The sequence below is a fragment of the Streptomyces sp. RK9 genome, from assembly GCF_045070545.1.
Lineage (GTDB): Bacteria > Actinomycetota > Actinomycetes > Streptomycetales > Streptomycetaceae > Streptomyces > Streptomyces alboflavus.
In genome coordinates this window covers 2,286,797-2,309,649 of record NZ_CP173703.1, presented here as the reverse complement: position 1 = coordinate 2,309,649, position 22,853 = coordinate 2,286,797, and the positions used below count along the sequence as shown (strand labels likewise).

The window sequence follows — 22,853 nt, the reverse complement described above, 5'->3', positions numbered from 1 at the left end:
TGCACTTGCGTCTCAGCTCTGGTTGAAGAACCCGCCCTCTGCGATGCGGGCCTTGTCCTCCGCCGTGACATCGACGTTAGCAGGCGACAACAGGAACACCTTCTGCGTCACTCGCTCGATACTGCCATGCAGGCCGAAGACGAGACCGGCGGCAAAGTCGACAAGTCGCTTCGCATCCGTGTCGTCCATCTCCGTCAAGTTCATGATCACCGGGGTGCCTTCGCGGAAGTGTTCCCCGATGGTACGGGCTTCGTTGTAGGTCCGGGGGTGAAGTGTGGTGATGCGGTAGGGCTCACGCTCGGACACGACCTTGGGCATGATCACCGGTGCGTTCTTCTCCAGGCTCTGGCGTTCAGGTGTGATGGATGCCACGGGGGCGATTCGCGCCGGACGTCCCGATTCAGCGGGAAGCGAAGCGGCGCGCGGCGCCGGTTCGCGGGGCGCGGGCGGCTGCACCACTCGTACCGATTCGTCCCGGTCCAAGTCCCGGTCCGCGAGGTGGGACTGGTGGGACTGGTGCGACGGCTCGTGCCGTCGGCGGTCGCGCTCGGGCTCCGGCTCGGGCTCGAAATCGTCGTCGGGGTCGAAGCCCCGACCGTCGTAACCGTCGTCCTCCACGAGGCCGAGGTAGACCGCCATCTTGCGCATCGCGCCGGCCATGCTCTGAGTCCTCCGCTCTGTGGTGGATCGAGAGGTCCGTCGTCATCAACTGCCCGCGATCCACGTGGCCTCCCGCCGAACTGCGGGAATGACCATATTTTCTGCTGTGGTCCGACTTCCTGGCGACGTTACCCGAGCCCGCGTCGGACTCCGAGTACCGCCGTACCGACGCGCACATGTGTCGCTCCGGCCGCCACGGCCTGTTCGAGGTCCGCACTCATCCCTGCCGACACCATGTTCGCAGCCGGATGGGCCACGCGCAGGGCAGTCGACAAATCCATCAGCCGCTCGAACGCCGCCTGTTGCCGTCCCGCGTATTCCCCGGTGAGCGGCGCGACGGTCATCAGGCCGTCGAGCCGCAGCCCGGGGGCGTCGGCCACGCGTGCGGCCAACTCCTCGATCCCGCCGGGGCCCACGCCACCGCGGTCCCCCCGCCCGTCGGCCTCCGCGTCCAGGGCGACCTGGAGCAGACAGCCGATCTCACGCCCGGCGCGCACGGCGGCCGTGGACAGCGCCGTGACCAGCTTGGGCCGGTCCACCGACTGCACGACGTCCGCGTAACCGACCACGGAGCGCACCTTGTTGGTCTGCAGCTGCCCCACGAAGTGCCAGCTGAGCGGGAGGTCCGCGCAGTCCGCGGCCTTCGGCGCCGCGTCCTGGTCGCGGTTCTCGGCGACATGACGCACGCCGAGTTCCGAGAGAAACCGCACATCGCTCGCGGGGTAGGTCTTGGTGACCACGATCAGGGTCAGTTCCTCGCGCTTGCGGCCCGCCGCCGCGCAGGCCGCCGCGATGCGTTCTTCTACTTTCGCCAGATTTCCGGCGAGTTCCGCCTTACGGTCCGTCATGCCCCATCAGTCCAACCACACATAGCCCGCGAGCCGACCGGTCGTACGGTCGCGGCGGTACGAGAAGTGATCGCCCGACTCCCGCGTGCACACCGGCGACTGCTCCCGGTCGCGCACGCCGAGCCGGTCGAGCTGCGCGTGCACTCCGGCGGTCACGTCGACCGCGGGGGTGCCCCAGCTCGTCTCGGCGTACGCCGCGGGTTCCACGGCGGCGACGTCGGCGCGCATGTCCGCGGGTACTTCGTAACAACGGCCGCAGACGGCGGGCCCGGTGCGGGCCACGATCCGGTCCGGGCGCGCGCCGAGGGCCACCATGGCCTCGACGGCCGCGGGCACCACCCCGGCGACCATTCCGGGCCGGCCCGCGTGCGCGGCCGCGGCGACTCCCGCGACCGGGTCGGCGAGCAGCACCGGGGTGCAGTCGGCGGTGAGGACGGCGAGGGCGACACCGCGCCGGGCGGTGACGACCGCGTCGACCGCCGGGATCTCCTCGCGGTCCGCCCAGGGGCCGTCGACCACGGCGACGTCCCGGCCGTGCACCTGGTTCATCCAGACCACGCGCGCGGGGTCGATGCCGAGGTTCTCGGCGACGGCCGCGCGGTTGTGGCGTACGGATTCGGGGTCGTCGCCGACCGCTCCGCCGAGGTTGAGCTCCTCGTACGGAACGGCGCTCACCCCGCCCCACCGGTCGGTGAAGGCGAAGTGGGCGCCGCTCGCGGTGCTCGTCTCCAAGCGCTGGTCTATCACTTCAGGAAGTCCGGCACGTCCAGCTCTTCGGCCTGGCTGTCCTGGTGCAGACGGGTCGAGGGGACCTGCGGCGGGGTCGCCGACGAGGCCGGGGGCTCGCTGGCCTGGACCGGCTCGGGCTGCTCGGCCGCGGGGGCGTCGTCGCGCGGGGTGACGCTGCCGAGGCCGCCGAACGCCGGGGCCGGACGGGACGGTTCGGGCTGCCGGGCCTGGGGCGCCGGCTCCTCGCGCTTGGCGGACGCCGAGCCGAGCACGTTGTCCCGCTTGGACGGGGGCTGGCCGCCGTCGAAGCCGGCCGCGATGACGGTGACCCGGACCTCGTCGCCCAGCGCGTCGTCGATGACCGCGCCGAAGATGATGTTGGCTTCGGGGTGCGCGGCCTCGCTGACCAGTTGGGCGGCCTCGTTGATCTCGAAGAGGCCGAGGTCGGAGCCGCCGGAGATGGAGAGCAGGACGCCCCGGGCGCCGTCGATGGACGCCTCCAGGAGCGGCGAGGAGATCGCCATCTCGGCCGCGGCCACCGCGCGGTCGTCGCCGCGGGCCGAGCCGATGCCCATGAGCGCCGAACCCGCCTCGGACATGACCGACTTGACGTCGGCGAAGTCGAGGTTGATCAGGCCGGGCGTGGTGATGAGGTCGGTGATGCCCTGCACACCGGAGAGGAGCACCTGGTCGGCCGACTTGAAGGCGTCGAGCACGCTGACCTGGCGGTCCGAGATGGACAGGAGCCGGTCGTTGGGGATGACGATGAGGGTGTCGACCTCTTCGCGGAGCTCGGCGATGCCGTCCTCCGCCTGGTTCGCGCGGCGACGGCCCTCGAAGGTGAACGGCCTGGTGACCACACCGATCGTCAGGGCGCCGAGGGAACGCGCGATGTTGGCGACCACGGGCGCGCCGCCCGTGCCGGTGCCGCCGCCCTCACCGGCCGTCACGAAGACCATGTCGGCCCCCTTGAGGACCTCCTCGATCTCCTCGCGGTGGTCCTCGGCGGCCTTGCGGCCGACGGCCGGGTTGGCTCCTGCGCCGAGTCCGCGGGTGAGTTCACGGCCCACGTCGAGCTTGACGTCGGCGTCGCTCATCAACAGGGCTTGCGCGTCGGTGTTGATGGCGATGAACTCGACGCCCTTGAGACCGACCTCGATCATCCGGTTGATGGCATTGACACCACCGCCGCCGACACCGATGACTTTGATGACTGCGAGGTAGTTCTGCGGTGCTGCCACGTCGAAGGCCTCTCGCCTCGAGTTACGTGTCGCCGTCTCGCGCTTGAGCGATACGACGACTGATGCCGAATGGGACGGTCCGAACGCCGACCCGAACCCTAACGCTGAAGTTTAGGGTTACCAGTGTGTCTGTTCCCTGGACTCTTCCGAACAGGACACTAAGTCGACAAGTGGCGCACGTTCAACGAACACGCCGAACCTCCCGTTTTTCTTTTCACCCTATGTGATCAGGCTTAAGCCTGCCCATCCAGGGTGCTGGCCTGCGCTGATGTACGTCAACTCGCCGATGACGCAGGGGCGGTGGGGACGCTCACATCGAAGTGCCGTGCCTTCGGAACTGCTTTCATGAGCCCGGCGAGCGCCTCGGCCTTTGCCCGGCCCTTCTCCCCGCTCCCCCACATCACCGTGCGGTCGTCGCGAAGGCGCAGCGAGATGGAGTCGTACGAACGGACCTTGACGGTCCGGGTGTCCGCGGCGACCGCGCCGGGCAGGGCGGCGACCACGCGGACGGCCTCGCGGCGCAGCCGGGCCGCGTCGAAGCGGCGCAGGCTCGCGGCGGCGCTGCCGGCGGGGTCCGTGGCCATTTCGAGGCGGGGGGTGTCCTTCGGCGCCTTCTCGACCGTGGCGAAACGAACACCCTTCGCGTCCACTTCGATGAACTTTCCGCCCTTTTCGATGAGCAGGACCGGCGTGCGCTCCGTCACTTTCAGTGCGATTCCATGGGGCCAGGAGCGGACGACATCAACCGAGTCAATTCGGGGCAATTTTCTCCGAAGCCGCTCTTCGATGGCTCCGGAATCGACCGAAATCAGCGGTTCCCCGACCGGTACGCCCGCGATCTCGCGCACCTCGTGCGGCTTGAGGACCATCGTCCCGGACGTCGTCACCCGCTCCACCCGCAGCCACGGCGAGCCGTAGAACACCCAGGCGCCGCCCCCGGCGAGCACGGCGAGGCCCAGCACCAGGACGATCAGGAGGCGCACCCGCGGTGCCCGCAGCGCCCGCGGAAGGCGCGGGCGGCGGGGGCGGGACGGGCGGGACGGGGCAGACCCGGCCCCCCGCCGTTCGGCGGTCGTCGGTCCGGCCCGTCCGGCCACAGTCCCCTGCCTTCTCTCACGCGTTGCGGCGTGACGCAATCGCCTCGTACACCATGTTGACGAGGAGGTCGTCGGCGTCCCTGCGGCCGAACTCCGATGCGGCACGGGACATCTCGTACAGCCGGTGCGGGTCGGCGAGCACGGGCAGGACGTTGCCCTGGACCCACTCGGGGGTGAGCTCCGCGTCGTCGACCAGCAGGCCGCCGCCCGCCTTGACCACCGGCTGGGCGTTCAGCCGCTGTTCGCCGTTGCCGATGGGCAGCGGGACGTAGGCGGCCGGCAGCCCGACGGCGGACAGCTCGGCGACGGTCATCGCGCCCGCGCGGCAGAGCATCATGTCGGCCGCGGCGTACGCGAGGTCCATCCGGTCCACGTACGGTACCGGGATGTAGGGGGGCATCCCGGGCATGTTCTCCACGTACGGCATTTCGTTCTTCGGGCCGACCGCGTGCAGGATCTGGATGCCCGCGCGCTGGAGGACCGGGGCGACCTGCTGGACGACCTCGTTCAGGCGCCGGGCGCCCTGGGAGCCGCCGGAGACGAGCAGCGTCGGCAGGTTCGGGTCGAGGTTGAAGGCCGCGCGGGCCTCCGGGCGGACCCGGGCCCGGTCGAGCAGCGCGATGGTGCGGCGCAGCGGGATGCCGATGTAGCGCGAGCCGCGCAGCTTGCTGTCGGGCGTGGAGACCGCGACCCCGGAGGCGTACCGCGAGCCGATCTTGTTGGCGAGGCCGGGGCGCGCGTTGGCCTCGTGCACCACGATCGGCACACCCGCGCGCTTGGCCGCCAGATAGCCGGGCAGCGCCACATAGCCGCCGAAGCCCACCACGCAGTCGGCCTTGGTGCGCTCCAGGATCTGCTCGGCCGCCTTGATGGTGCCGCGCAGCCGCCCGGGCACGGTGATCAGCTCGGGGGTGGGCTTGCGCGGCAGCGGCACGGCGGGGATGAGGGCGAGTTCATAGCCCCGCTCGGGTACGAGTCGGGTCTCGAGGCCGCGCTCCGTGCCCAGGGCCGTGATCCCCACGGTCGGGTCCTGCCTGCGCAGGGCGTCCGCGAGGGCGAGCGCGGGCTCGATGTGGCCGGCGGTCCCCCCACCGGCGAGTACGACATGCACCGAAATTCACCGCTCTCCGGACGAACGCGCCTTGACGCGCCGTCGCATCGTGTTCCATCTCACCCGAGGCTGCCGCATGGCCAGGGCCGCCTTCGCAGCGGGGTCCTCACGCGCGAAGGCGATCAGGAGTCCCACGGCGAACATGGTCGGCAGCAGGGCTGAGCCTCCGTAGGAGAACAGCGGAAGCGGGACACCGGCGATCGGCAGCAGACCGAGCACCGCACCGACGTTGATCACGGCCTGGGCCGTGATCCAGGTGGTCACGCCTCCCGCTGCGTACCTCACGAAGGGGTCCTCCGTGCGTCCGGCCACGCGGATACCCGCATAGCCTAGAGCCGCGAACAGGGCGAGCACCGACAGCGTCCCCGCCAGACCGAGTTCCTCCCCGGTGATGGCGAAGATGAAGTCGGTGTGCGGTTCGGGCAGTTGACCCCATTTTTCCACACTCGCGCCGAGGCCGGAACCGAAGAATCCGCCGGAGGCCAGGGCGTAGATGCCGTGTACGGCCTGCCAGCACTGGTCGCCGGGTCCGGGGTCGGTCGCGCCGATGCAGGCGAGCCGGGCCATCCGGTTCGGGCTGGTCTTGATGAGGATCACACCGAGGACGGCCGCGATGCTCAGGACCCCGGCGAACAGCCGGGTCGGGGCACCCGCCAGCCACAGCAGGCCGAACAGGATCGCGGTGAGGATGATGGCCGTGCCCATGTCGCCGCCCAGCATGATCAGGCCGAGCAGCATGAAGGTGACCGGGACCAGCGGCACCAGCATGTGCTTCCACTGGGTGAGCAGCCGCTTGTCCTGTTTGCGGGCCAGCAGGTCCGCGCCCCAGAGCACCAGCGCGAGCTTGCCGAACTCACTGGGCTGGAGCTGGAAAGGGCCCCCCAAATAGATCCAGTTCTGATTGCCGTTGACGCTGCGCCCTATCCCGGGGATCTGGACCAGGATCATCAGGAAGACGGAGGCGGCCAGCATCGGGTAGGACAGCGCCCGGTGCAGCTTGACCGGCATCCGCATGGCGATGAGCAGCAGGGCGGAGCCGAGGACCGCGGCGACGAACTGCTTGCGGAAGAAGTAGGAGGCGGGCAGGTTCAGCTGCAGCGCCTGGATCATCGACGCGGAGTAGACCATCACCAGGCCGAGCGCCGTGATCAGCAGGCTGCTGCCGAGGATCAGGTAGTACGCGGTCAGCGGCCGGTCCCAGGCCTTGCGGGCCCGGTCGTAGAGCCGCCTCAGCGCGCTCTCGCGGGCCACCGGCGTGGTCCGCGGCCGCACCGGTCGCTTCGGGGTGCGCGGGGTGCGCACGGAGGCGCGCCCGGCCATCAGCGGCACCCCGCGCCCGCGCGGGCGCTGCCCCCGCCGGCGCGCGGCCGACCACGAAACCCCCGCCACGACGGCGTTCCCACGGCTGCCACGTGCCCTCCTTCGGGTGCCGGGCGCCCCCGGACCACGCTGGGCCCGCCGTCAGGCGCTCGCGCCGAGCTCGCGGACCGCTGCCGCGAACGCGTCACCACGCTTGTTGTAGTTGGTGAACATGTCCATCGACGCACAGGCGGGCGCCATCAGGACGGTGTCCCCCGGCCGCGCGAGCCGCGCGGCCTGCCGTACGGCCTCGGACATCGCCCCAGTGTCCGTCCGGTCGAGGTCCACGACGGGTACTTCCGGCGCGTGTCGCGCGAGCGCTTCGGCGATCAGCGCGCGGTCGGCGCCGATGAGGACGACCCCCCGCAGCCGCCCCGCGGCGCCCGCGACCAGCTCGTCGAAGGTGGCGCCCTTGGCGAGGCCACCGGCGATCCACACGATCGACTCGTACGCCGCCAACGACGCCTGCGCGGCGTGGGTGTTGGTGGCCTTGGAGTCGTCGATGTAGGCGACGTTCTCGACGTCGGCGACGTGCTCGATCCGGTGCTCGTCCGGCCGGAAGGCGCGCAGCCCCTCGCGCACCGCGGCCGCCTCCACGCCGAACGCGCGCGCGAGTCCCGCGGCAGCGAGGGCGTTGGCGATGTTGTGCGGGGCGGGCGGGCGGACGTCGGAGACCTCGGCGAGCTCCTGGGCCTGCTTCTGGCGGTCCGGCACGAAGGCACGGTCGACCAGGATGCCGTCCACGACGCCCAGTTGCGAGGGGGCGGGCGCGGCCAGCGTGAAACCGATGGCGCGGCAGCCCTCCTCGACGTCGGCCTCGCGGACCAGGTCCTCGGTCGCCTTGTCGGCGACGTTGTAGACGCAGGCGACCTGGTTGCCCTCGTAGATGCGGCCCTTGTCGGCGGCGTACGCCTCCATGGTGCCGTGCCAGTCGAGGTGGTCGGGGGCCAGGTTCAGGACGGCCGCCGAGTGGGCGCGCAGGGAGGGCGCCCAGTGCAGCTGGTAGGAGGACAGCTCGACGGCGAGGACGTCGTAGGCATCGTCGCCTTCGAGGACCACGTCCACGATGGGCGTGCCGATGTTGCCGACGGCCGCCGTGCGCAGCCCGGCCGCGGCCAGGATCGACGCGAGCATCTGCGTGGTCGTGGTCTTGCCGTTGGTGCCGGTGATCGCGAGCCAGGGCGCGGCGTCGGGGCCGCGCAGGCGCCAGGCGATCTCGACGTCGCCGACGACGTCGACGCCCGCCTCGGCGGCGGCCGTGAACAGCGGCGACGAGGGCTTCCAGCCGGGCGAGGTGACGACGAGGTCGGTGCCGTCGGGGAGCGTCTCGGCGTCCCCGAGGCGTACGGAGATGCCGGTTCCGGCGAGCTCCGCGGCGCGTGTCCGCTGGGCGTCGCCGTCGCCGCCGTCCACGACCGTCACCACCGCGCCGAGGCCCGCGAGCGCGCGGGCGGCGCTGAGGCCGCTCACGCCGAGCCCGGCGACGGTGACGTTCCTGCCCTGCCAGCTGGTCACTTGGTGGCCGCCCACCCTGCGTAGAAGAGTCCGAGACCGACGATCACGCACATGCCCTGGATGATCCAGAAGCGGACCACGACAAGGACTTCCGACCACCCCTTTAGCTCGAAGTGGTGCTGGAGTGGCGCCATCCGGAAGACGCGTTTGCCGGTGAGGCGGAAGGAGCCGACCTGGATGACCACGGACATGGTGATCAGGACGAAGAGGCCGCCGAGGAGCGCGAGGAGCAGCTCCGTGCGGGAGCAGATCGCGAGTCCGGCGAGCGCGCCGCCGAGGGCAAGCGAGCCGGTGTCGCCCATGAAGATCTTCGCGGGCGAGGTGTTCCACCACAGGAAGCCGAAGCAGGCGCCCATCAGCGCGGAGGCCACGACCGCCAGGTCGAGTGGGTCTCTGACCTCGAAACACGCCTCGGGGTTGGTGAGGGTGTTGGCGTTGGCGCAGGACTCCTGGTACTGCCAGACGCCGATGAAGGTGTAGGCACCGAAGACCATCACGGAGGCGCCGGTGGCGAGGCCGTCGAGGCCGTCGGTGAGGTTCACGCCGTTCGACATCGCGAGGATCATGAACAGCGCCCAGACCACGAACAGGACCGGGCCGATCGACCAGCCGAAGTCCGTGACGAACGACAGCTTGGTGGAGGCCGGGGTCTGGTTGCGGTTGTCGGGCCAGTTCAGCGCGAGCACGGCGAAGCCGATGCCGACGATCAGCTGACCCGCCATCTTGGCCTTGGCGCGCAGACCGAGCGAGCGCTGCTTGACGATCTTGATGTAGTCGTCGAGGAAGCCGACCAGGCCCATGCCCGCCATCAGGAAGAGCACCAGCAGGCCGGAGAGCGTGAACTCGCCGCCGGTGATGAACTTCGTGAGGAAGTACGCGATGAGCGTGGCCAGGATGAAGGCGATGCCACCCATCGTCGGCGTACCGCGCTTGCTGTGGTGCTCGCGCGGGCCGTCGTCCCGGATGAACTGGCCATAGCCCTTGCGGGCCAGGAGCTTGATCAGCAGGGGCGTACCGACCAGGGTCAGGAAGAGCCCGATCACACCCGCGAAGAGGATCTGCCTCATCGGCCGGCGACCCGCCCCTCCGAAGACGCGGCGGCGTCGTCGAGCAGCGTCAGCGCGACCCGCTCGAGACCGACCGATCTGGACGCCTTCACCAGCACGACGTCTCCCGGGCGCAGCTCGCTGCGCAGCAGGTCGATCGCCGCCTGTGCGTCGGACACGTGCACCGACTCCTCACCCCACGAACCCTCGTTGTATGCGCCCAGTTGGAGCCAGGACGCTTCCCTGCCCCCGACTGCCACGAGCTTGTTCACGTTCAGCCGGACGGCAAGGCGTCCGACCGCGTCGTGCTCGGCGAGCCCGTCGTCACCGAGCTCGGCCATGTGACCGAGCACCGCCCACGTGCGCCCGCCCTCGGCCTGCGCGGCTCTGCCCATGGCCGCGAGCGCGCGCAGGGCGGCTCGCATGGACTCGGGGTTCGCGTTGTAGGCGTCGTTGACGACCGTCACGCCGTCCGGGCGCTCGGTGACCTCCATCCGCCAGCGGGACAGCGTGCCCGCCTCGGAGAGCGCGAGGGCGATCTCGTCCACGGACATGCCCAGCTCATGGGCGACGGCGGCCGCGGCGAGCGCGTTCGACACGTGGTGCTCACCGTACAGGCGCAGCCGCACGTCGCTGCACCCGGTGGGTGTGGTGAGCGTGAAGGCGGGCTGTCCGTTCTCGGTGAGCCGGACATTCTCGGCACGTACGTCGGCGTCGGCGGCCTCTCCGAAGAGCAGCACCCGGGCCTTCGTACGGGAGGCCATCGCGCGTACGAGGGGGTCGTCGGCGTTGAGGATCGCGGCGCCGTCGGCCGGCAGTGCCTCGACCAGCTCGCCCTTTGCTTGCGCGATCTGCTCGCGGCCGCCGAACTCGCCGATGTGGGCGGTGCCGACGTTCAGGACGAGGCCGATCCGGGGCGGCGTCAGCCCGGTGAGGTACCGGATGTGGCCGATGCCGCGGGCGCCCATCTCCAGGACGAGGAACCTCGTCTCGTCGGTGGCGCTCAGCGCGGTCAGCGGCAGGCCGATCTCGTTGTTGAACGATCCCGGCGTCCACACGGTGGGCGCCTTGCGGCCGATGACCTGGGCGATCAGATCCTTGGTGCTGGTCTTGCCCGCGGATCCCGTGAGGGCGACGAGGGTGGCGCCGAGCCGGGCGACGACGTGCCGGGCGAGGGCGCCGAGCGCCGTCTGCACGTCGTCGACGACGATGGCGGGCACCCCGCACGGCCGCGAGGCGAGCACGGCGACCGCGCCCGCCCCCACGACCTGGGCGGCGTAGTCGTGCCCGTCGACGCGCTCGCCCACGAAGGCGGCGAACAGGCCGCCGGGCTCCACCTCACGGGAGTCCATGACGACCGGCGCGGTCACCTGGACCTGCGGATCCGGTATGTCGTACGTCTGCCCGCCGACGACGGTGGCGATCTCGGCGAGGGAGAGGGCGATCACAACTTCATCCCTGGGTTTGCTCGATAGCTTCGCGAAGCACCAGGCGGTCGTCGAAGGGACGGACCACCCCGGCGATGTCCTGGCCCTGTTCGTGTCCCTTGCCCGCGACCAGGACGGTGTCCCCGGGCTCGGCGCGGGCGACGGCCGCGCGGATGGCGGCGGCGCGGTCCTCGAAGACGGCGACGTCACCGCGCTCGTGGGCGGGCACCTCGGCGGCGCCCGCGAGCATCGTCGCGAGGATGGCGAGAGGGTCCTCGCCGCGGGGGTTGTCGGACGTCAGTACGGCGGAGTCGGCGAGCCGGGCCGCGGCCGCGCCCATCGGCCTGCGCTTGGTCTGGTCGCGGTCGCCGCCGCAGCCGAGCACGATGTGCAGCTTGCCCTCGGTGACCTTGCGCAGCGCGCGCAGGACCGATTCGACGGCGTCCGTCTTGTGGGCGTAGTCCACGACGGCGAGGTAGGGCTGGCCCGCGTCGACGCGCTCCAGGCGGCCGGGGACGCCCGGCACGGCCGCGACGCCGTCGGCGGCCTGCTGCGGGTCGATCCCGGCGACGGCGAGCGACACGATCGCGGCGAGGGTGTTGGCGACGTTGAAGGGCCCGGCGAGCGGCGAGCGGGCGGCGATCCGCTCGCCCTTGGGGCCGACGGCGGTGAACGTGGAGTCCAGCGGCCCGACTTCGACGTCCTCGGCGCGCCAGTCGGCGTCCGGGTGGCCCTCGGCGGAGAAGCTGGTGACGGGGACCTCGGACTCGGTGAGGAGGCGGCGGCCGTACTCGTCGTCGAGGTTGACCACGCCGAGCCGGGCACGCCGTTCGGTGAACAGCTGCGCCTTGGCCCGGAAGTAGTCCTCCATGTCGGAGTGGAACTCCATGTGCTCCGGGCTGAGGTTGTTGAAGACGGCGACGTCGAAGACGCAGCCGTCGACCCGGCCGAGCACCAGCGCGTGGCTGGAGACCTCCATGGCGACCGCCTCGACGCCGCGCTCGCGCATCACCGCGAACAGCGCCTGCAGGTCGGTGGCTTCGGGCGTGGTCCGCTCGGACTTGATGCGCTCCTCGCCGATGCGCATCTCGACGGTGCCGATGAGCCCGGTGGCGCGGACGGCCTTCAGACCGCCCTCGATGAGGTACGCCGTGGTGGTCTTGCCCGACGTGCCGGTGATGCCGATCTGCAGCAGGTCGCGGCCCGGGTGGCCGTACACCGTCGCGGCCAGCTCGCCCATGCCGCCGCGCGGGTCGGCGACGACGAGCACCGGGAGTCCCGTGGCGGCGGCGCGGTCGGCGCCGGTCGGGTCGGTGAGGATCGCGGCGGCGCCGAGGTCGGCGGCCTGGGCCACGAAGTCGGCGCCGTGCATGCGGGCGCCGGGCAGGGCCGCGTAGATGTCGCCGGGGCGCACCGCGCGCGAGTCGTGGGTGATCCCGGTGACGGCGGCGTCCGTGCCCGGGGCCGCGGCCCCCAGCTGATCGGCGAGCTCCGCGAGGGGGGTGGCGGAGACCTGGGTCGGCCTCGGCGGTCCCGGGTAGGTCACGGGAGCGTCCTTCTGGGTGGTTTGGGACTGATCAGCGTGTGGCACGGCGGTGAGCGTACCGGGCGCACCCCCGTTGGGGCCAAAAGGCAGGGGGCCGCGCGCGGTGCGGTCGGTCGGGGGCGGCGGGGGCCCGGGGGCGGCGGCGCGGTGTGTCGCGGGCCGGTTCCCCGGGTCCGGGGTGATGGTCGTCACGGGCTGTTCCTGTCCGGCTGCGCGTCCTAGCCGCCGTTCGCGGGTCGGCCGGGGGGCTTCGGCCCGCCGGGGTCGTAGGTCACCGGGAGCGGCGCGGGGGCCTTGCCGGTGGGCGGGGCCTGGAGCGTCTTGAGGGCGAACTGCATGACCTTCTTGTAGATGGGGCCGCAGATCTGGCCGCCGAAGTAGCTGCCCTTCGTGGCGTTCTGGATGACGCAGTAGACGGTGACGCGCGGCTTGTCGGCGGGCGCGAAGCCGGCGAAGGAGGAGGTGTAGCCGCGGTAGCGGCCGGTCTGCGGGTCGACCCGGTTGGCCGTGCCGGTCTTGCCCGCGACGCGGTAGCCGGGGATGCGGGCCTTGGTGCCGGTGCCCTCCTCGTCGTCGACGACGGACTCCAGCATCCGCGCCACGGTCCGCGCGGTCTTCTCGCTGACCACGCGGGTCTTCTTCGGCGCGGGCGCGGGCGTGAAGCGGCCGTCGGGCCCCTTGGTGCCGCGCACCAGCGTCGGCTCGACGCGGACGCCGCCGTTGGCGATGGTCGAGTACACGGACGCGGCCTGCATGGCGTTGATGGACACGCCCTGGCCGAAGGGGATCGTGAACTGCTGCGAGGTCGACCACTTGTCGGGCGGCGCGAGGATGCCGGAGGTCTCGCCGGGGAAGCCGAGCCCGGTCTCCTTGCCGATGCCGAACTTCCGCAGGTACGAGTAGAGGGTCCGGTTGGCCTCCCGCTGCGTCTTGCCGAGTTCGCCGGTGGCGAGGATGGTGCCGATGTTGCTGGACTTGGCGAGCACGCCGTTGAGCGTGAGGTACCAGGTCGGGTGGTCGATGTCGTCCTGGAAGAGCCGGTCGCCGCGGTGCAGGCGGTTGGGCACGGTCACCCGGGTGCCGGGGGTGGCGGCGTTCTCCTCGAGGACGGCGGCCATCGACATGACCTTGGCGGTGGAGCCGGGTTCGAAGGCGTCCTGGAGGGCGGCGTTGCCGAGGCTGGCGCCGCGGGCCTGGGCGAGGTTGTTGGGGTCGAAGCCGGGCGCGTTGGCCATGGCGAGGACCTCGCCGGTGCGGGTGTCCTGCACCAGTACATAGCCGCGGTCGGCCTTGGACTTCTGCACCTGCTCGGTGATGGCGTCCTGGGCGGCCCACTGGATGTCGCGGTCTATGGTCAGCTCGACGTCCGAGCCGGGCACCGCGGGCTTCTCGGTGCTGCCGGCGGTGGGCACCTGGCGGCCGCCGGACTGGGCGTAGCGGATCTCGCCCTGCTTGCCCGCGAGCTTCTTGTCGAGCTGCTGCTCCACCCCGCCGCCGCCCTTGCCGTCGGCGTTGACCCAGCCCAGTATCCCGGCGGCCAGGCCGTCGTTGGGGTACACGCGCTTGCTGGTGGGCACGGCGAAGACGCCCGCGAGGACGTTGACCGCCTTGGGGTCGGCGTTCGCCTTGTCGGCGAGGGCGGAGCGGAGGTCCTTGATCTGCTTCCAGACCTGCGGCGACTCACGGCGGGCCAGGAGCGTGAAGCGGGTCTTGGGCGTCCGGAGCTTCTTGGCGAGTTCACCGGCGTCCGCGTCGAGGATCGGCGCGAGCAGCCCGGCGGCCTGCTCGGGCGCGTCGCCGGTCTTCGTCTCCTTCGGCGTGAAGAGGGTGGGGTCGGCGGTGATGTCGTACGCGTCCACGCTGGTGGCGAGTTCGACGCCGCCGCGGTCGGTGATGGCCCCGCGCTCGGCGGCCAGCTTGTGCGTGGAGTACCGGTTCTTCTCGGCCTTCGCCGCGTAGGTGTCGGCGTCCACGGCCTGCACCTGGAACAGCCGCACCACGAACGCCAGCATCACCAGGGTCAGGCCGAGGCTGACCATGCGGAGCCGGGGCCGCGGGCTGCCGAGCCGGATGGTCTTGGCCTGGGGCCCTCTGGGCGGCCTCGATCCGGACGGGCGGGGGCGGCGCGAGGCGGGCGGGCGCGCTCCGGGCCCGGGCCCGCTCCGGCCGCCGGGGCGGGCGGGCCGTGCCGGGCCGGGGACCCGGCGGCGTGGGGGTGGCGGTTGGCGGTCCGTCACTTACGTCACCTGCCGGGGGTCGTGGGGGCGGGCCTCGCGGGAGCGGCCGGGGGTGGGGGCGGTGCGTTGAACGGGGTCGCCGGAGCCGCCGGGGTCGCCAGGGCCCCCGGGGACACGGCGGCGGGGGCCGAGGGCTGCGGTGCCGGGCCCCCGGGGGCGCTCGGAGAGGTGGCCGCCGCGGGCGGGGGCGCGGGGGCGGCCGGGGACGGGACGGGCGGGAGCTGCGAGGGCCCGGGGACCGGGACGGGGCGGCGGGCCGCGGACTCGCGCAGGGCGGAGCCGGGGGCGACGCCGGGTTTTCCCCGGACGGTGCCGTCGGGGTACAGGAAGGCCGGGTCGCCGCCGGGGACCATGCCGAGCTCGCGGGCGCGGCGCTGGAGGGCGTCCGGGGCGGCGTACTCGTCGACGTCCTTCTGGAGCTCCTGCTCCTCGTCGGTCAGCTCCTGCGTCTCCTTCTTCAGCTTGGACAGCTGGAACGAGCCCTCGTTCAGGGAGGAGTTGAGGATCAGGAGCGTGATGAGGCCGCCGCCGAGGAGCAGCACGACCAGGAGCACGAAGGGGGTGCGCGCGGCCTGGCTCGGGCGCGCGGGCAGCAGCCGGGCGAGCCGCGCGGCCCTCCCCCGCAGCTCGGGCTTCTTGCTCATACGGCCTCCTCGCGGACGCGGCTCACGGGGCCTCTTCGGTGGGACCGCTCGGGGGTCCCGCGGTGGGACCGCTCGGGGGTCCCGCGGTGCGGCCGCTCGGGGATCCTGCGGTGCGGCCGGTCACGGGGCGTCCCCGGCGCGGCCGTTCACAGGGCTTCCTCGCGGATGCGCTGCGCACCCCGCAGCCGTGCCGGCGCGGCCCGGCGGTTCTCGGCGATCTCTTCCTCGGTGGGCAGCTCGGCGCCGCGGGTGAGCAGCTTGAGCCGGGGCTGGTACTGCTCGGGCACGATCGGCAGGCCGGGCGGCGCCGTGGTCGCGGCGCCCGCCGCGAACACCTGCTTGACCAGGCGGTCCTCCAGCGAGTGGTACGAGAGGACGGCGATGCGGCCGCCGACGGCGAGCGCCTTCACGGCGTCGGGGACGGCCCGCTCCAGGACGCTCAGCTCGCCGTTGACCTCGATGCGCAGGGCCTGGAAGGTGCGCTTGGCGGGGTTGCCGCCGGTGCGCTTGGCGGCCTGCGGCAGCGAGTCGCGGATCAGCTCGACGAGCCGGGCGCTGTTGCTGAACGGCTCCTTGTCGCGCTCGCGCACGACGGCGGAGACGATCCGCTTGGCCTGCTTCTCCTCGCCGTACTGCCGCAGGATCCGCACGAGTTCACCGGCGGGGTAGGTGTTGAGGACCTCGGCGGCGCTGACGCCGGTCGTCTGGTCCATGCGCATGTCGAGGGGGGCGTCCTGGGCGTAGGCGAAGCCGCGGTCGGCCTCGTCGAGCTGCATGGAGGAGACCCCGAGGTCGAACAGGACGCCCTGCACGCGCGGGACGCCGAGCCGCTTCAGCACGTCGGGCAGCTCGTCGTAGACCGCGTGCACCAGGGTGGCGCGGTCGCCGTAGGGGGCGAGCCGCTCGCCGGACAGGCGCAGCGCTTCCTTGTCGCGGTCCAGGGCGATGAGGCGGGCCGAGGGGAAGGCGGCGAGCAGCGCCTCGCTGTGGCCGCCGAGGCCGAGGGTGCAGTCGACGACCACCGCTCCCGGCTCCGCGAGCGCCGGGGCCAACAGGTCCAGGCACCGCTGGAGCATCACCGGGACATGTCGGGCAGAACTCAATGCACCCTCTCAGGGTCCGGCGCGGATGGCGCCCGCACAGCCGGGTCCCCGCCCGCTCATGAAGGGGAATCCGGCCCGCCGGCGCCGGGGAAGTGGCGTCGGCCGACCGGGAGCGGGAGGAGGCCGAGCCGTACGTACGCGCCGCGCACGTGGGAACTCAAGAAATCTCCGGAACGGTCCGGTGGCGAAGCTCCGGTCCGTTCCAGCGGGAAGCGGACTCCACTCCCGCTTCGCGTCACTTTAGTCCACCCTGTCTCGCGGTCAATCAACCGGCCTGCGCGGCGCGGCCCGGCCGCGCGGGAAGCCGCCGTCCGGGCGCCGTCACCGGTTCGGACGCGCCCCGTGTAACCGGTTCGGACGCGCCCTCCGGAGCCCTGTGGGTTACCTCACAACAACGTCCAATGGCGTTCTTTGTCCCCTCTCACAGCGGGCCCGGTTCATGCGTGACCACTACCGTCATAGTCATGACGACTTCCGCATCACTCCCCACGAATTCCGAAGACGCCATAAGCGCAAACGGCGCATCCGAGGGCGGCACGGTCACCGACCGCCTCGTCGAGGCCAACGAGCGCTACGCCGCCGATTTCACCGACCCGGGCATGGACGCCCGCCCCGTCCTCGGCGTGGCCGTGGTCGCCTGCATGGACGCCCGCCTCGACCTGCACTCCGCCCTCGGCCTCGACCTGGGCGACTGCCACACGATCCGCAACGCGGGCGGTGTGGTCACCGATGACGTGATCCGCTCCCTGACCATCAGCCAGCGGGCGCTCGGCACCCGCAGCGTGGTCCTCATCCACCACACCGGCTGCGGCCTCGAGTCCCTCACCGAGGAGTTCCGCCAGGACCTGGAGAACGAAGTCGGGCAGCGGCCGACGTGGGCGGTGGAGTCGTTCCGCGACGTCGACCAGGACGTGCGCCAGTCCATGCAGCGCGTGCGGACCTCGCCCTTCCTCCTGCACGCCGACGACGTCCGCGGATTCGTGTTCGACGTGAAGACGGGCCTCCTCCGCGAGATCGACCCTGCGTGACCGTTGCCTGTTGGGTACCGGACAATCTCCGGTGCCCAAAAGGCGACAAGCACTGACATATCGCCGCCAGTTGTCCACAGGCGAGTGACACGAACCGGTAAGCCCAACAAGAATGCGTGTGTGGCGTCGCGCTGAACCTTTCACGCGTGGCGTCCGTGTTTCGGGGTGGGCCGGTCCGCACGCGAGCGTCGGCCCGGGAAAAGAAGAAACCTGTGCTCCTTGCCGAGCGTGGGGAAGGGCCGAGGAGGGCCGGGTGACGACCTATGACGATCGAGCGAGCCTCACAGATCTGACCACGACCGCGGAGCGTGTCCGCAGGTCGGTCGAGGGCGTGATCGAGGGCAAGCCGGAGGTCGTACGGCTTTCGCTGACCGTGCTCCTGGCGGAGGGGCACCTGCTCATCGAGGATGTACCGGGCGTGGGCAAGACCATGCTCGCCAAGGCGCTCGCGCGGTCCATCGACTGCTCGGTGCGGCGTATCCAGTTCACGCCGGACCTGCTGCCTTCGGACATCACGGGCGTGTCCATCTGGGACCAGCAGCGCCGTGACTTCGAGTTCAAACCGGGAGCGATCTTCGCGCAGATCGTGATCGGCGACGAGATCAACCGCGCGTCTCCGAAGACGCAGTCCGCGCTCCTGGAGTCCATGGAGGAGCGCCAGGTCACCATCGACGGGCAGACGTACGAACTGCCCAGCCCCTTCATGGTGGTGGCCACGCAGAACCCGGTCGAGATGGAGGGCACCTACCCGCTGCCCGAGGCGCAGCGCGACCGCTTCATGGCCCGCGTCTCGATCGGCTATCCGGCCCCCGAGGCCGAGCTGCAGATGCTGGACGTGCACGGCGGGGTCTCCCCGCTCGACGACCTCCAGCCCGTGGCGCACGCGCACGACATCGTGAAGCTCATCGACGCGGTCCGCACGGTCCACGTCGCCGACTCCGTGCGCAGATACGCCGTCGACCTGGTCGCGGCCACCCGCAGCCACCCGGACCTGCGCCTCGGCGCGTCCCCGCGCGCGACGCTGCACCTGCTGCGCGCGGCCAAGGCCTCCGCCGCCCTCAGCGGCCGCGAGTTCGCCCTGCCGGACGACGTGCAGGCCCTCGCCGTCGCCGTCCTCGCGCACCGCCTGCTGCCCACGGCCCAGGCCCAGCTGAACCGGCGCACGGCCGAGTCGGTGGTCCTGGAGATCCTCCAGCGCACCCCCGTCCCGGCGACCCAGCAGCCCGGCCAGGGCTTCTTCGGCCAGCCGCCCGGCTCGCGGAGGCTGTGATGGCCGCCGGGGGGCCAGCCGCGCGCGCCGAGGACGACCGCGGCGGCCTGCGCACGGCGCTCGCCGGCCTCACCACCCGCGGCCGCTCCTTCTTCGCGGCGGGCATCGCCGCCGCCGTGTGCGCCTACGTCCTCGGCCAGAGCGACCTGCTGCGGGTCGGCCTGCTCCTCGCGGTGCTCCCGCTGGTGTGCGCGGCCGTGCTCTACCGCACGCGCTACCGCGTCGCGGGCAGCCGCCGCCTCTCCCCCGCGCGCGTGCCCGCCGGTTCGGAGGCGCGCGTGCACCTGCGGATGGACAACGTCTCGCGGCTGCCCACGGGCCTGCTGATGCTCCAGGACCGGGTGCCCTACGTCCTCGGGCCGCGCCCGCGCTTCGTGCTCGACCGGGTCGAGGCGGGGGGCCGCCGCGAGGTGTCCTACCGGGTGCGCTCGGACCTGCGCGGCCGCTATCCGCTCGGACCGCTCCAGCTGCGCCTGACCGACCCGTTCGGCATGTGCGAGCTGACCCGCTCCTTCTCGACGTACGACACCCTGACGGTCGTCCCGCGCGTGGAGCCGCTGCCGCCGGTGCGGCTCACGGGCGAGGCCAAGGGGTACGGCGACGGGCGGCACCGCTCGCTGGCGCTCGCCGGGGAGGACGACGTCATCCCGCGCGGGTACCGCTACGGCGACGACCTGCGCCGCGTCCACTGGCGCTCCACCGCGCGCTACGGCGAGTTGATGGTGCGCCGCGAGGAGCAGCCGCAGCGCTCGCGCTGCACGGTGCTCCTCGACACCCGGGACGTCGCCTACCAGGGCGCGGGCCCGGACTCGGCCTTCGAGTGGGCGGTGGCGGGCACCGCGTCCGCGCTGGTGCACATGCTCGAACGGGGCTTCTCGGTACGGCTCCTGACGGACACCGGCAACTCGCTGCCCGGCGAGGGCGGGGACGGCTTCGCGGGCGCGAGCCAGGAGTCGGCGGACGCGGCCGGGCTCATGATGGACACGCTCGCCGTGATCGACCACTCGGACGGCGCGGGCCTCTCGCGCGCGTACGACGTGCTGCGCGGCGGGAACGAAGGACTGCTGGTGGCCTTCCTCGGCGAACTGGACGACGAGCAGGCCGCGGTGATCGCCAAGATGCGCCAGCGCAGCGGCGCCGCGGTCGCCTTCGTCCTGGACGGCGCGGCCTGGACCCAGGGGCCCGGACCGGCCCCTTCGGCGGCGGCGCAGCACTCGGTGCGGCTGCTCAACGAGGCGGGCTGGACGGCGGTCGCGGTGCCTCCGGGGGTGGCCCTGGTCGACCTGTGGCGCCAGGCGGACCGCCTGCGCGCCAGCGCCGGGCCCGCGCCGACGGCGGGGACGACGGCCGGGGGCTGGTCATGAGGGGGCGCGCGGCAGCGGGCGACTCCGGGGGCGCGCGGGCCCGGCACCGCCGGTACGACTACGAGGGGTTCTCGGTGAGCCCGGGGGGTGCTTCATGAGTGGGCGTACGCGGCTTGCGCTGTGTGCCACCGCCGCCACGCTGATGGCGTCGGGCGCGCTGCTGCCGCTCGTCGACACATCGGGCTGGCTCGTCCAGGCGGCGATCCTGCTGGCGCTGCAGAGCGGCGTCGGCGCGCTCGCCCGGCGGGTCCCGCTGGCCCGGCCGGTCACGGTCGCCGTGCAGGCCCTGGTGACGCTGCTGCTCCTGACGCTGGTGTTCGCGCGGGAGCAGGCCATCGCCGGGGTGATCCCGAGCCCCGAGGTCTTCCAGCACTTCAGCACGCTCCTGGAGACGGGCGGCGACGATGTGGGGCGGTACGCCATTCCGGCGCCGCTCACCGACGGCATCCGCCTGATGGTCGTCGGCGGTGTGCTCGTGGTGGGCCTGGTGGTGGACGCCCTCGCGGTGACGTTCCGCACGGCCGCGCCCGCCGGGCTGCCGCTGCTCGCCCTGTACTCGGTCGCGGCCGGGCTCTCCGGGGACGGCGCCGGGTGGCTGTGGTTCCTGCTCGCGGCGGCCGGGTATCTGCTGCTGCTCCTCGCCGAGGGCCGGGACCGGCTCTCGCAGTGGGGGCGGGTCTTCGGCGGCTCGGGCCAGGCCCCCGGGCGGGTCTCGGCCGGGCTCGACTCCGACGGCGGCGCCATCGCCCCGGTCCGCACGGGCCGCCGCATCGGCGCCGTCGCCCTCGGCATCGCCCTGGTCGTGCCGCTCGCGCTGCCCGCGCTCGACGGGGGCCTGCTCGACGGCTCGGACGGGCCCGGGGGCGGCGACGGGGGCGGGGGCGGCACGATCTCCGCCGTGAACCCGCTGGTCGCGCTCCAGGACAGCCTGAACCAGCCGGAGGACCGCGAGGTCATCTCGTACCGCACGAACGCCAAGAACACCCAGGACCTGTATCTGCGGATCGTCTCGCTCGACAAGTTCGACGGCACGACCTGGCGGACCACCGTCCGGGACATCTCGGACGTGCCGTCGCGCCTGCCCGACCCGCCGGGCCTGTCCCCAGAGGTCCGCAGGACGGAGATCCAGACGAACATCTCGGCCGACGACCGCTACGCGCAGAACTGGCTGCCGATGCCCTATCCGGCCAGCCAGGTCCGCATCGAGGGCCGCTGGCGGTACGAGCCGGTGGGCCGCGCCCTGGTCGGGGACCGCGGGCAGACCACCCGGGGCGCGCAGTACAGCGTCAACAGCCTGGTGGTGGAGCCGACGGCCGAGCAGCTCGCGTCGGCGCCCGCGCCGCGGTCGGACCTGGCCCGGGAGTTCACCAAGGTGCCGGACTCGCTGCCGTCGGTGGTGGCGTCCACCGCGCGGGACGTCACCGAGGGGTCGGCGAACGACTACGAACGGGCGGTGAAGCTGCAGGACTGGTTCTCCTCCGAGGGCGGCTTCACGTACAACACGCAGGTCCGCGCGGGCAGCGGTCCGTCCGCCATCGCCCGCTTCCTGGACCAGAAGGAGGGCTTCTGCGTCCACTTCTCCTTCGCCATGGCGTCGATGGCCCGCACGCTCGGCATCCCGGCACGCGTCGCGGTGGGCTTCACGCCGGGCTCCGCGCAGTCGAACGGCACCATGTCGGTCGGTCTGCGGGACGCCCACGCGTGGCCCGAGCTGTACTTCGAGGGGGTGGGCTGGACCCGGTTCGAGCCGACGCCCAACCGCGGTTCGGTGCCCGAGTACACCCGTCCGGACACCCCGTCCGAGGACTCCGACTCCTCGGCCGTGCCCGAGCCGTCGGCGTCCACGGCGCCGTCGCCGACGCCCTCGCAGTCCCAGGACTGCCCGCGCGACCTGCAGCAGCAGGGCGGCTGCACGAGCGCGATGCCGGAGCTCGCGGGCGGTTCCGACGACGAGGGGCCGCCGCTCGGCTGGATCGTCGGCGGGACGCTGCTCGCGCTGATCGTCCTGGTGGTGCCCTCGCTGCCCATGCTGTGGCGGGCGCGGGTGCGCGCGGTGCGGCTCGGGAGCGGCGGGCGCACGGAGGCGGACGCGGTCGCGCGGACCCTGGCGGCCTGGGAAGAGGTCACCGACACGGCCTGGGACCACGGCATCGCTCCGGACGAGTCCCAGACGCCGCGCAAGGCGGCCGCGCGGATCGTCCGGGTCGGCGGGCTGGGCACCGGCCCCGCGGAGTCGGTGCACCGGGTGGCGGCGGCGGTGGAGCAGGTCCTGTACGCGCCCCGGCCGCGGCCCGCGCCGGGTCTCGGGGACGATGTGCGCCACCTGCGGGACGGACTGCGCGCCTCCGTGAGCCGGACGACGCGGCTGCGGGCGACGGTCGCCCCGCGTTCGGCCGCCCGGGTGGTGTGGGCGGCGTCGGACCGCTGGACGGCGCTGCGCGGCCGCTGGTCGCAGTGGGCGATCAGGCGCTGGGAGGCGCTGCGGAGGCCCGCGCGCCAGGGGGGCTAGGCCTCCCGGCCGGGGGGCGGAATGTCCGGCCCCCGGCTTGTGCGAACAGCTGAGCACGTGAAGCGGCGCCCGGTCCCACGGCCGGGCGCCGCTTCACGAGGGCCGGCGGCGGGATGGGG

At 72.4% G+C, this 22,853-nt stretch carries 18 protein-coding genes; 4 read left to right on the top strand and 14 right to left on the bottom strand.

What is annotated here, in order from left to right:
• Nucleotides 1–12: 12 nt before the first annotated feature.
• From AB6L24_RS09215 to rsmH, 14 genes are all read right to left on the bottom strand, one after another.
• On the bottom strand, nucleotides 13–660 hold the full coding sequence (locus AB6L24_RS09215; RefSeq protein ID WP_030361670.1) for a cell division protein SepF: 648 nt from the start codon (nucleotides 658–660) through the stop codon (nucleotides 13–15).
• A 128-nt stretch (nucleotides 661–788) separates the two neighbouring features.
• Nucleotides 789–1,508 carry a YggS family pyridoxal phosphate-dependent enzyme gene (locus AB6L24_RS09210; RefSeq protein WP_405654043.1) on the bottom strand — a complete coding sequence of 240 codons (720 nt, stop codon included), beginning with the start codon at nucleotides 1,506–1,508 and terminating at the stop codon, nucleotides 789–791.
• A 6-nt stretch (nucleotides 1,509–1,514) separates the two neighbouring features.
• The gene (gene pgeF, locus AB6L24_RS09205; protein ID WP_405654041.1) at nucleotides 1,515–2,240 is read right to left on the bottom strand and encodes a peptidoglycan editing factor PgeF; all 726 of its coding nucleotides are present in this window, start codon (nucleotides 2,238–2,240) and stop codon (nucleotides 1,515–1,517) included.
• An 11-nt stretch (nucleotides 2,241–2,251) separates the two neighbouring features.
• Complete coding sequence (ftsZ, locus tag AB6L24_RS09200) at nucleotides 2,252–3,478, bottom strand: cell division protein FtsZ (protein WP_405654039.1); 1,227 nt, start codon at nucleotides 3,476–3,478, stop codon at nucleotides 2,252–2,254.
• A gap of 275 nt (nucleotides 3,479–3,753) precedes the next feature.
• The gene (locus AB6L24_RS09195) at nucleotides 3,754–4,575 is read right to left on the bottom strand and encodes a cell division protein FtsQ/DivIB (RefSeq protein ID WP_405654038.1); all 822 of its coding nucleotides are present in this window, start codon (nucleotides 4,573–4,575) and stop codon (nucleotides 3,754–3,756) included.
• Nucleotides 4,576–4,591: 16 nt separating this feature from the next.
• The gene (gene murG / locus AB6L24_RS09190) at nucleotides 4,592–5,686 is read right to left on the bottom strand and encodes an undecaprenyldiphospho-muramoylpentapeptide beta-N-acetylglucosaminyltransferase (protein WP_030361675.1); all 1,095 of its coding nucleotides are present in this window, start codon (nucleotides 5,684–5,686) and stop codon (nucleotides 4,592–4,594) included.
• A 6-nt stretch (nucleotides 5,687–5,692) separates the two neighbouring features.
• Nucleotides 5,693–7,006: a putative lipid II flippase FtsW gene (gene ftsW, locus AB6L24_RS09185; protein ID WP_405654036.1), complete on the bottom strand. Its 1,314-nt coding sequence runs from the start codon at nucleotides 7,004–7,006 to the stop codon at nucleotides 5,693–5,695.
• Between the two features lie 141 nt (nucleotides 7,007–7,147).
• Complete coding sequence (gene murD / locus AB6L24_RS09180; RefSeq protein ID WP_405654035.1) at nucleotides 7,148–8,560, bottom strand: UDP-N-acetylmuramoyl-L-alanine--D-glutamate ligase; 1,413 nt, start codon at nucleotides 8,558–8,560, stop codon at nucleotides 7,148–7,150.
• A complete protein-coding gene (gene mraY / locus AB6L24_RS09175; protein WP_016643657.1) occupies nucleotides 8,557–9,627 on the bottom strand; it encodes a phospho-N-acetylmuramoyl-pentapeptide-transferase in 1,071 nt (356 codons plus the stop codon). Before mraY ends, murD begins: the two co-directional genes overlap by 4 nt.
• Nucleotides 9,624–11,054 carry a UDP-N-acetylmuramoyl-tripeptide--D-alanyl-D-alanine ligase gene (murF, locus tag AB6L24_RS09170; protein ID WP_405654032.1) on the bottom strand — a complete coding sequence of 477 codons (1,431 nt, stop codon included), beginning with the start codon at nucleotides 11,052–11,054 and terminating at the stop codon, nucleotides 9,624–9,626. The genes mraY and murF overlap by 4 nt, the downstream gene beginning before the upstream one ends.
• Nucleotides 11,055–11,058: 4 nt before the next feature.
• Nucleotides 11,059–12,771: a UDP-N-acetylmuramoyl-L-alanyl-D-glutamate--2,6-diaminopimelate ligase gene (locus tag AB6L24_RS09165; protein ID WP_405654030.1), complete on the bottom strand. Its 1,713-nt coding sequence runs from the start codon at nucleotides 12,769–12,771 to the stop codon at nucleotides 11,059–11,061.
• A 26-nt stretch (nucleotides 12,772–12,797) separates the two neighbouring features.
• The gene (locus AB6L24_RS09160) at nucleotides 12,798–14,618 is read right to left on the bottom strand and encodes a peptidoglycan D,D-transpeptidase FtsI family protein (RefSeq protein WP_405654028.1); all 1,821 of its coding nucleotides are present in this window, start codon (nucleotides 14,616–14,618) and stop codon (nucleotides 12,798–12,800) included.
• Nucleotides 14,619–14,821: 203 nt separating this feature from the next.
• Nucleotides 14,822–15,460, bottom strand: a complete 639-nt coding sequence (locus AB6L24_RS09155; protein ID WP_405654026.1) for a septum formation initiator family protein — start codon at nucleotides 15,458–15,460, stop codon at nucleotides 14,822–14,824.
• A gap of 146 nt (nucleotides 15,461–15,606) precedes the next feature.
• A complete protein-coding gene (gene rsmH, locus AB6L24_RS09150) occupies nucleotides 15,607–16,563 on the bottom strand; it encodes a 16S rRNA (cytosine(1402)-N(4))-methyltransferase RsmH (protein WP_087883728.1) in 957 nt (318 codons plus the stop codon).
• Between the two features lie 464 nt (nucleotides 16,564–17,027).
• On the opposite strand from rsmH, the gene AB6L24_RS09145 reads away from it, so the two are divergent.
• The 4 genes from AB6L24_RS09145 to AB6L24_RS09130 all read left to right on the top strand — a co-directional run bounded on the left by AB6L24_RS09145 (nucleotide 17,028) and on the right by AB6L24_RS09130 (nucleotide 22,734).
• On the top strand, nucleotides 17,028–17,591 hold the full coding sequence (locus tag AB6L24_RS09145) for a beta-class carbonic anhydrase (RefSeq protein ID WP_405654024.1): 564 nt from the start codon (nucleotides 17,028–17,030) through the stop codon (nucleotides 17,589–17,591).
• 253 nt (nucleotides 17,592–17,844) lie between these two features.
• Complete coding sequence (locus tag AB6L24_RS09140; RefSeq protein WP_030363029.1) at nucleotides 17,845–18,861, top strand: MoxR family ATPase; 1,017 nt, start codon at nucleotides 17,845–17,847, stop codon at nucleotides 18,859–18,861.
• Nucleotides 18,861–20,225: a DUF58 domain-containing protein gene (locus AB6L24_RS09135; RefSeq protein ID WP_405654021.1), complete on the top strand. Its 1,365-nt coding sequence runs from the start codon at nucleotides 18,861–18,863 to the stop codon at nucleotides 20,223–20,225. The genes AB6L24_RS09140 and AB6L24_RS09135 overlap by 1 nt, the downstream gene beginning before the upstream one ends.
• 94 nt (nucleotides 20,226–20,319) lie before the next feature.
• Entirely contained in the window at nucleotides 20,320–22,734 is a 2,415-nt protein-coding gene (locus AB6L24_RS09130; RefSeq protein ID WP_405654019.1) for a DUF3488 and DUF4129 domain-containing transglutaminase family protein, read from the top strand.
• Nucleotides 22,735–22,853 lie beyond the last annotated feature (119 nt).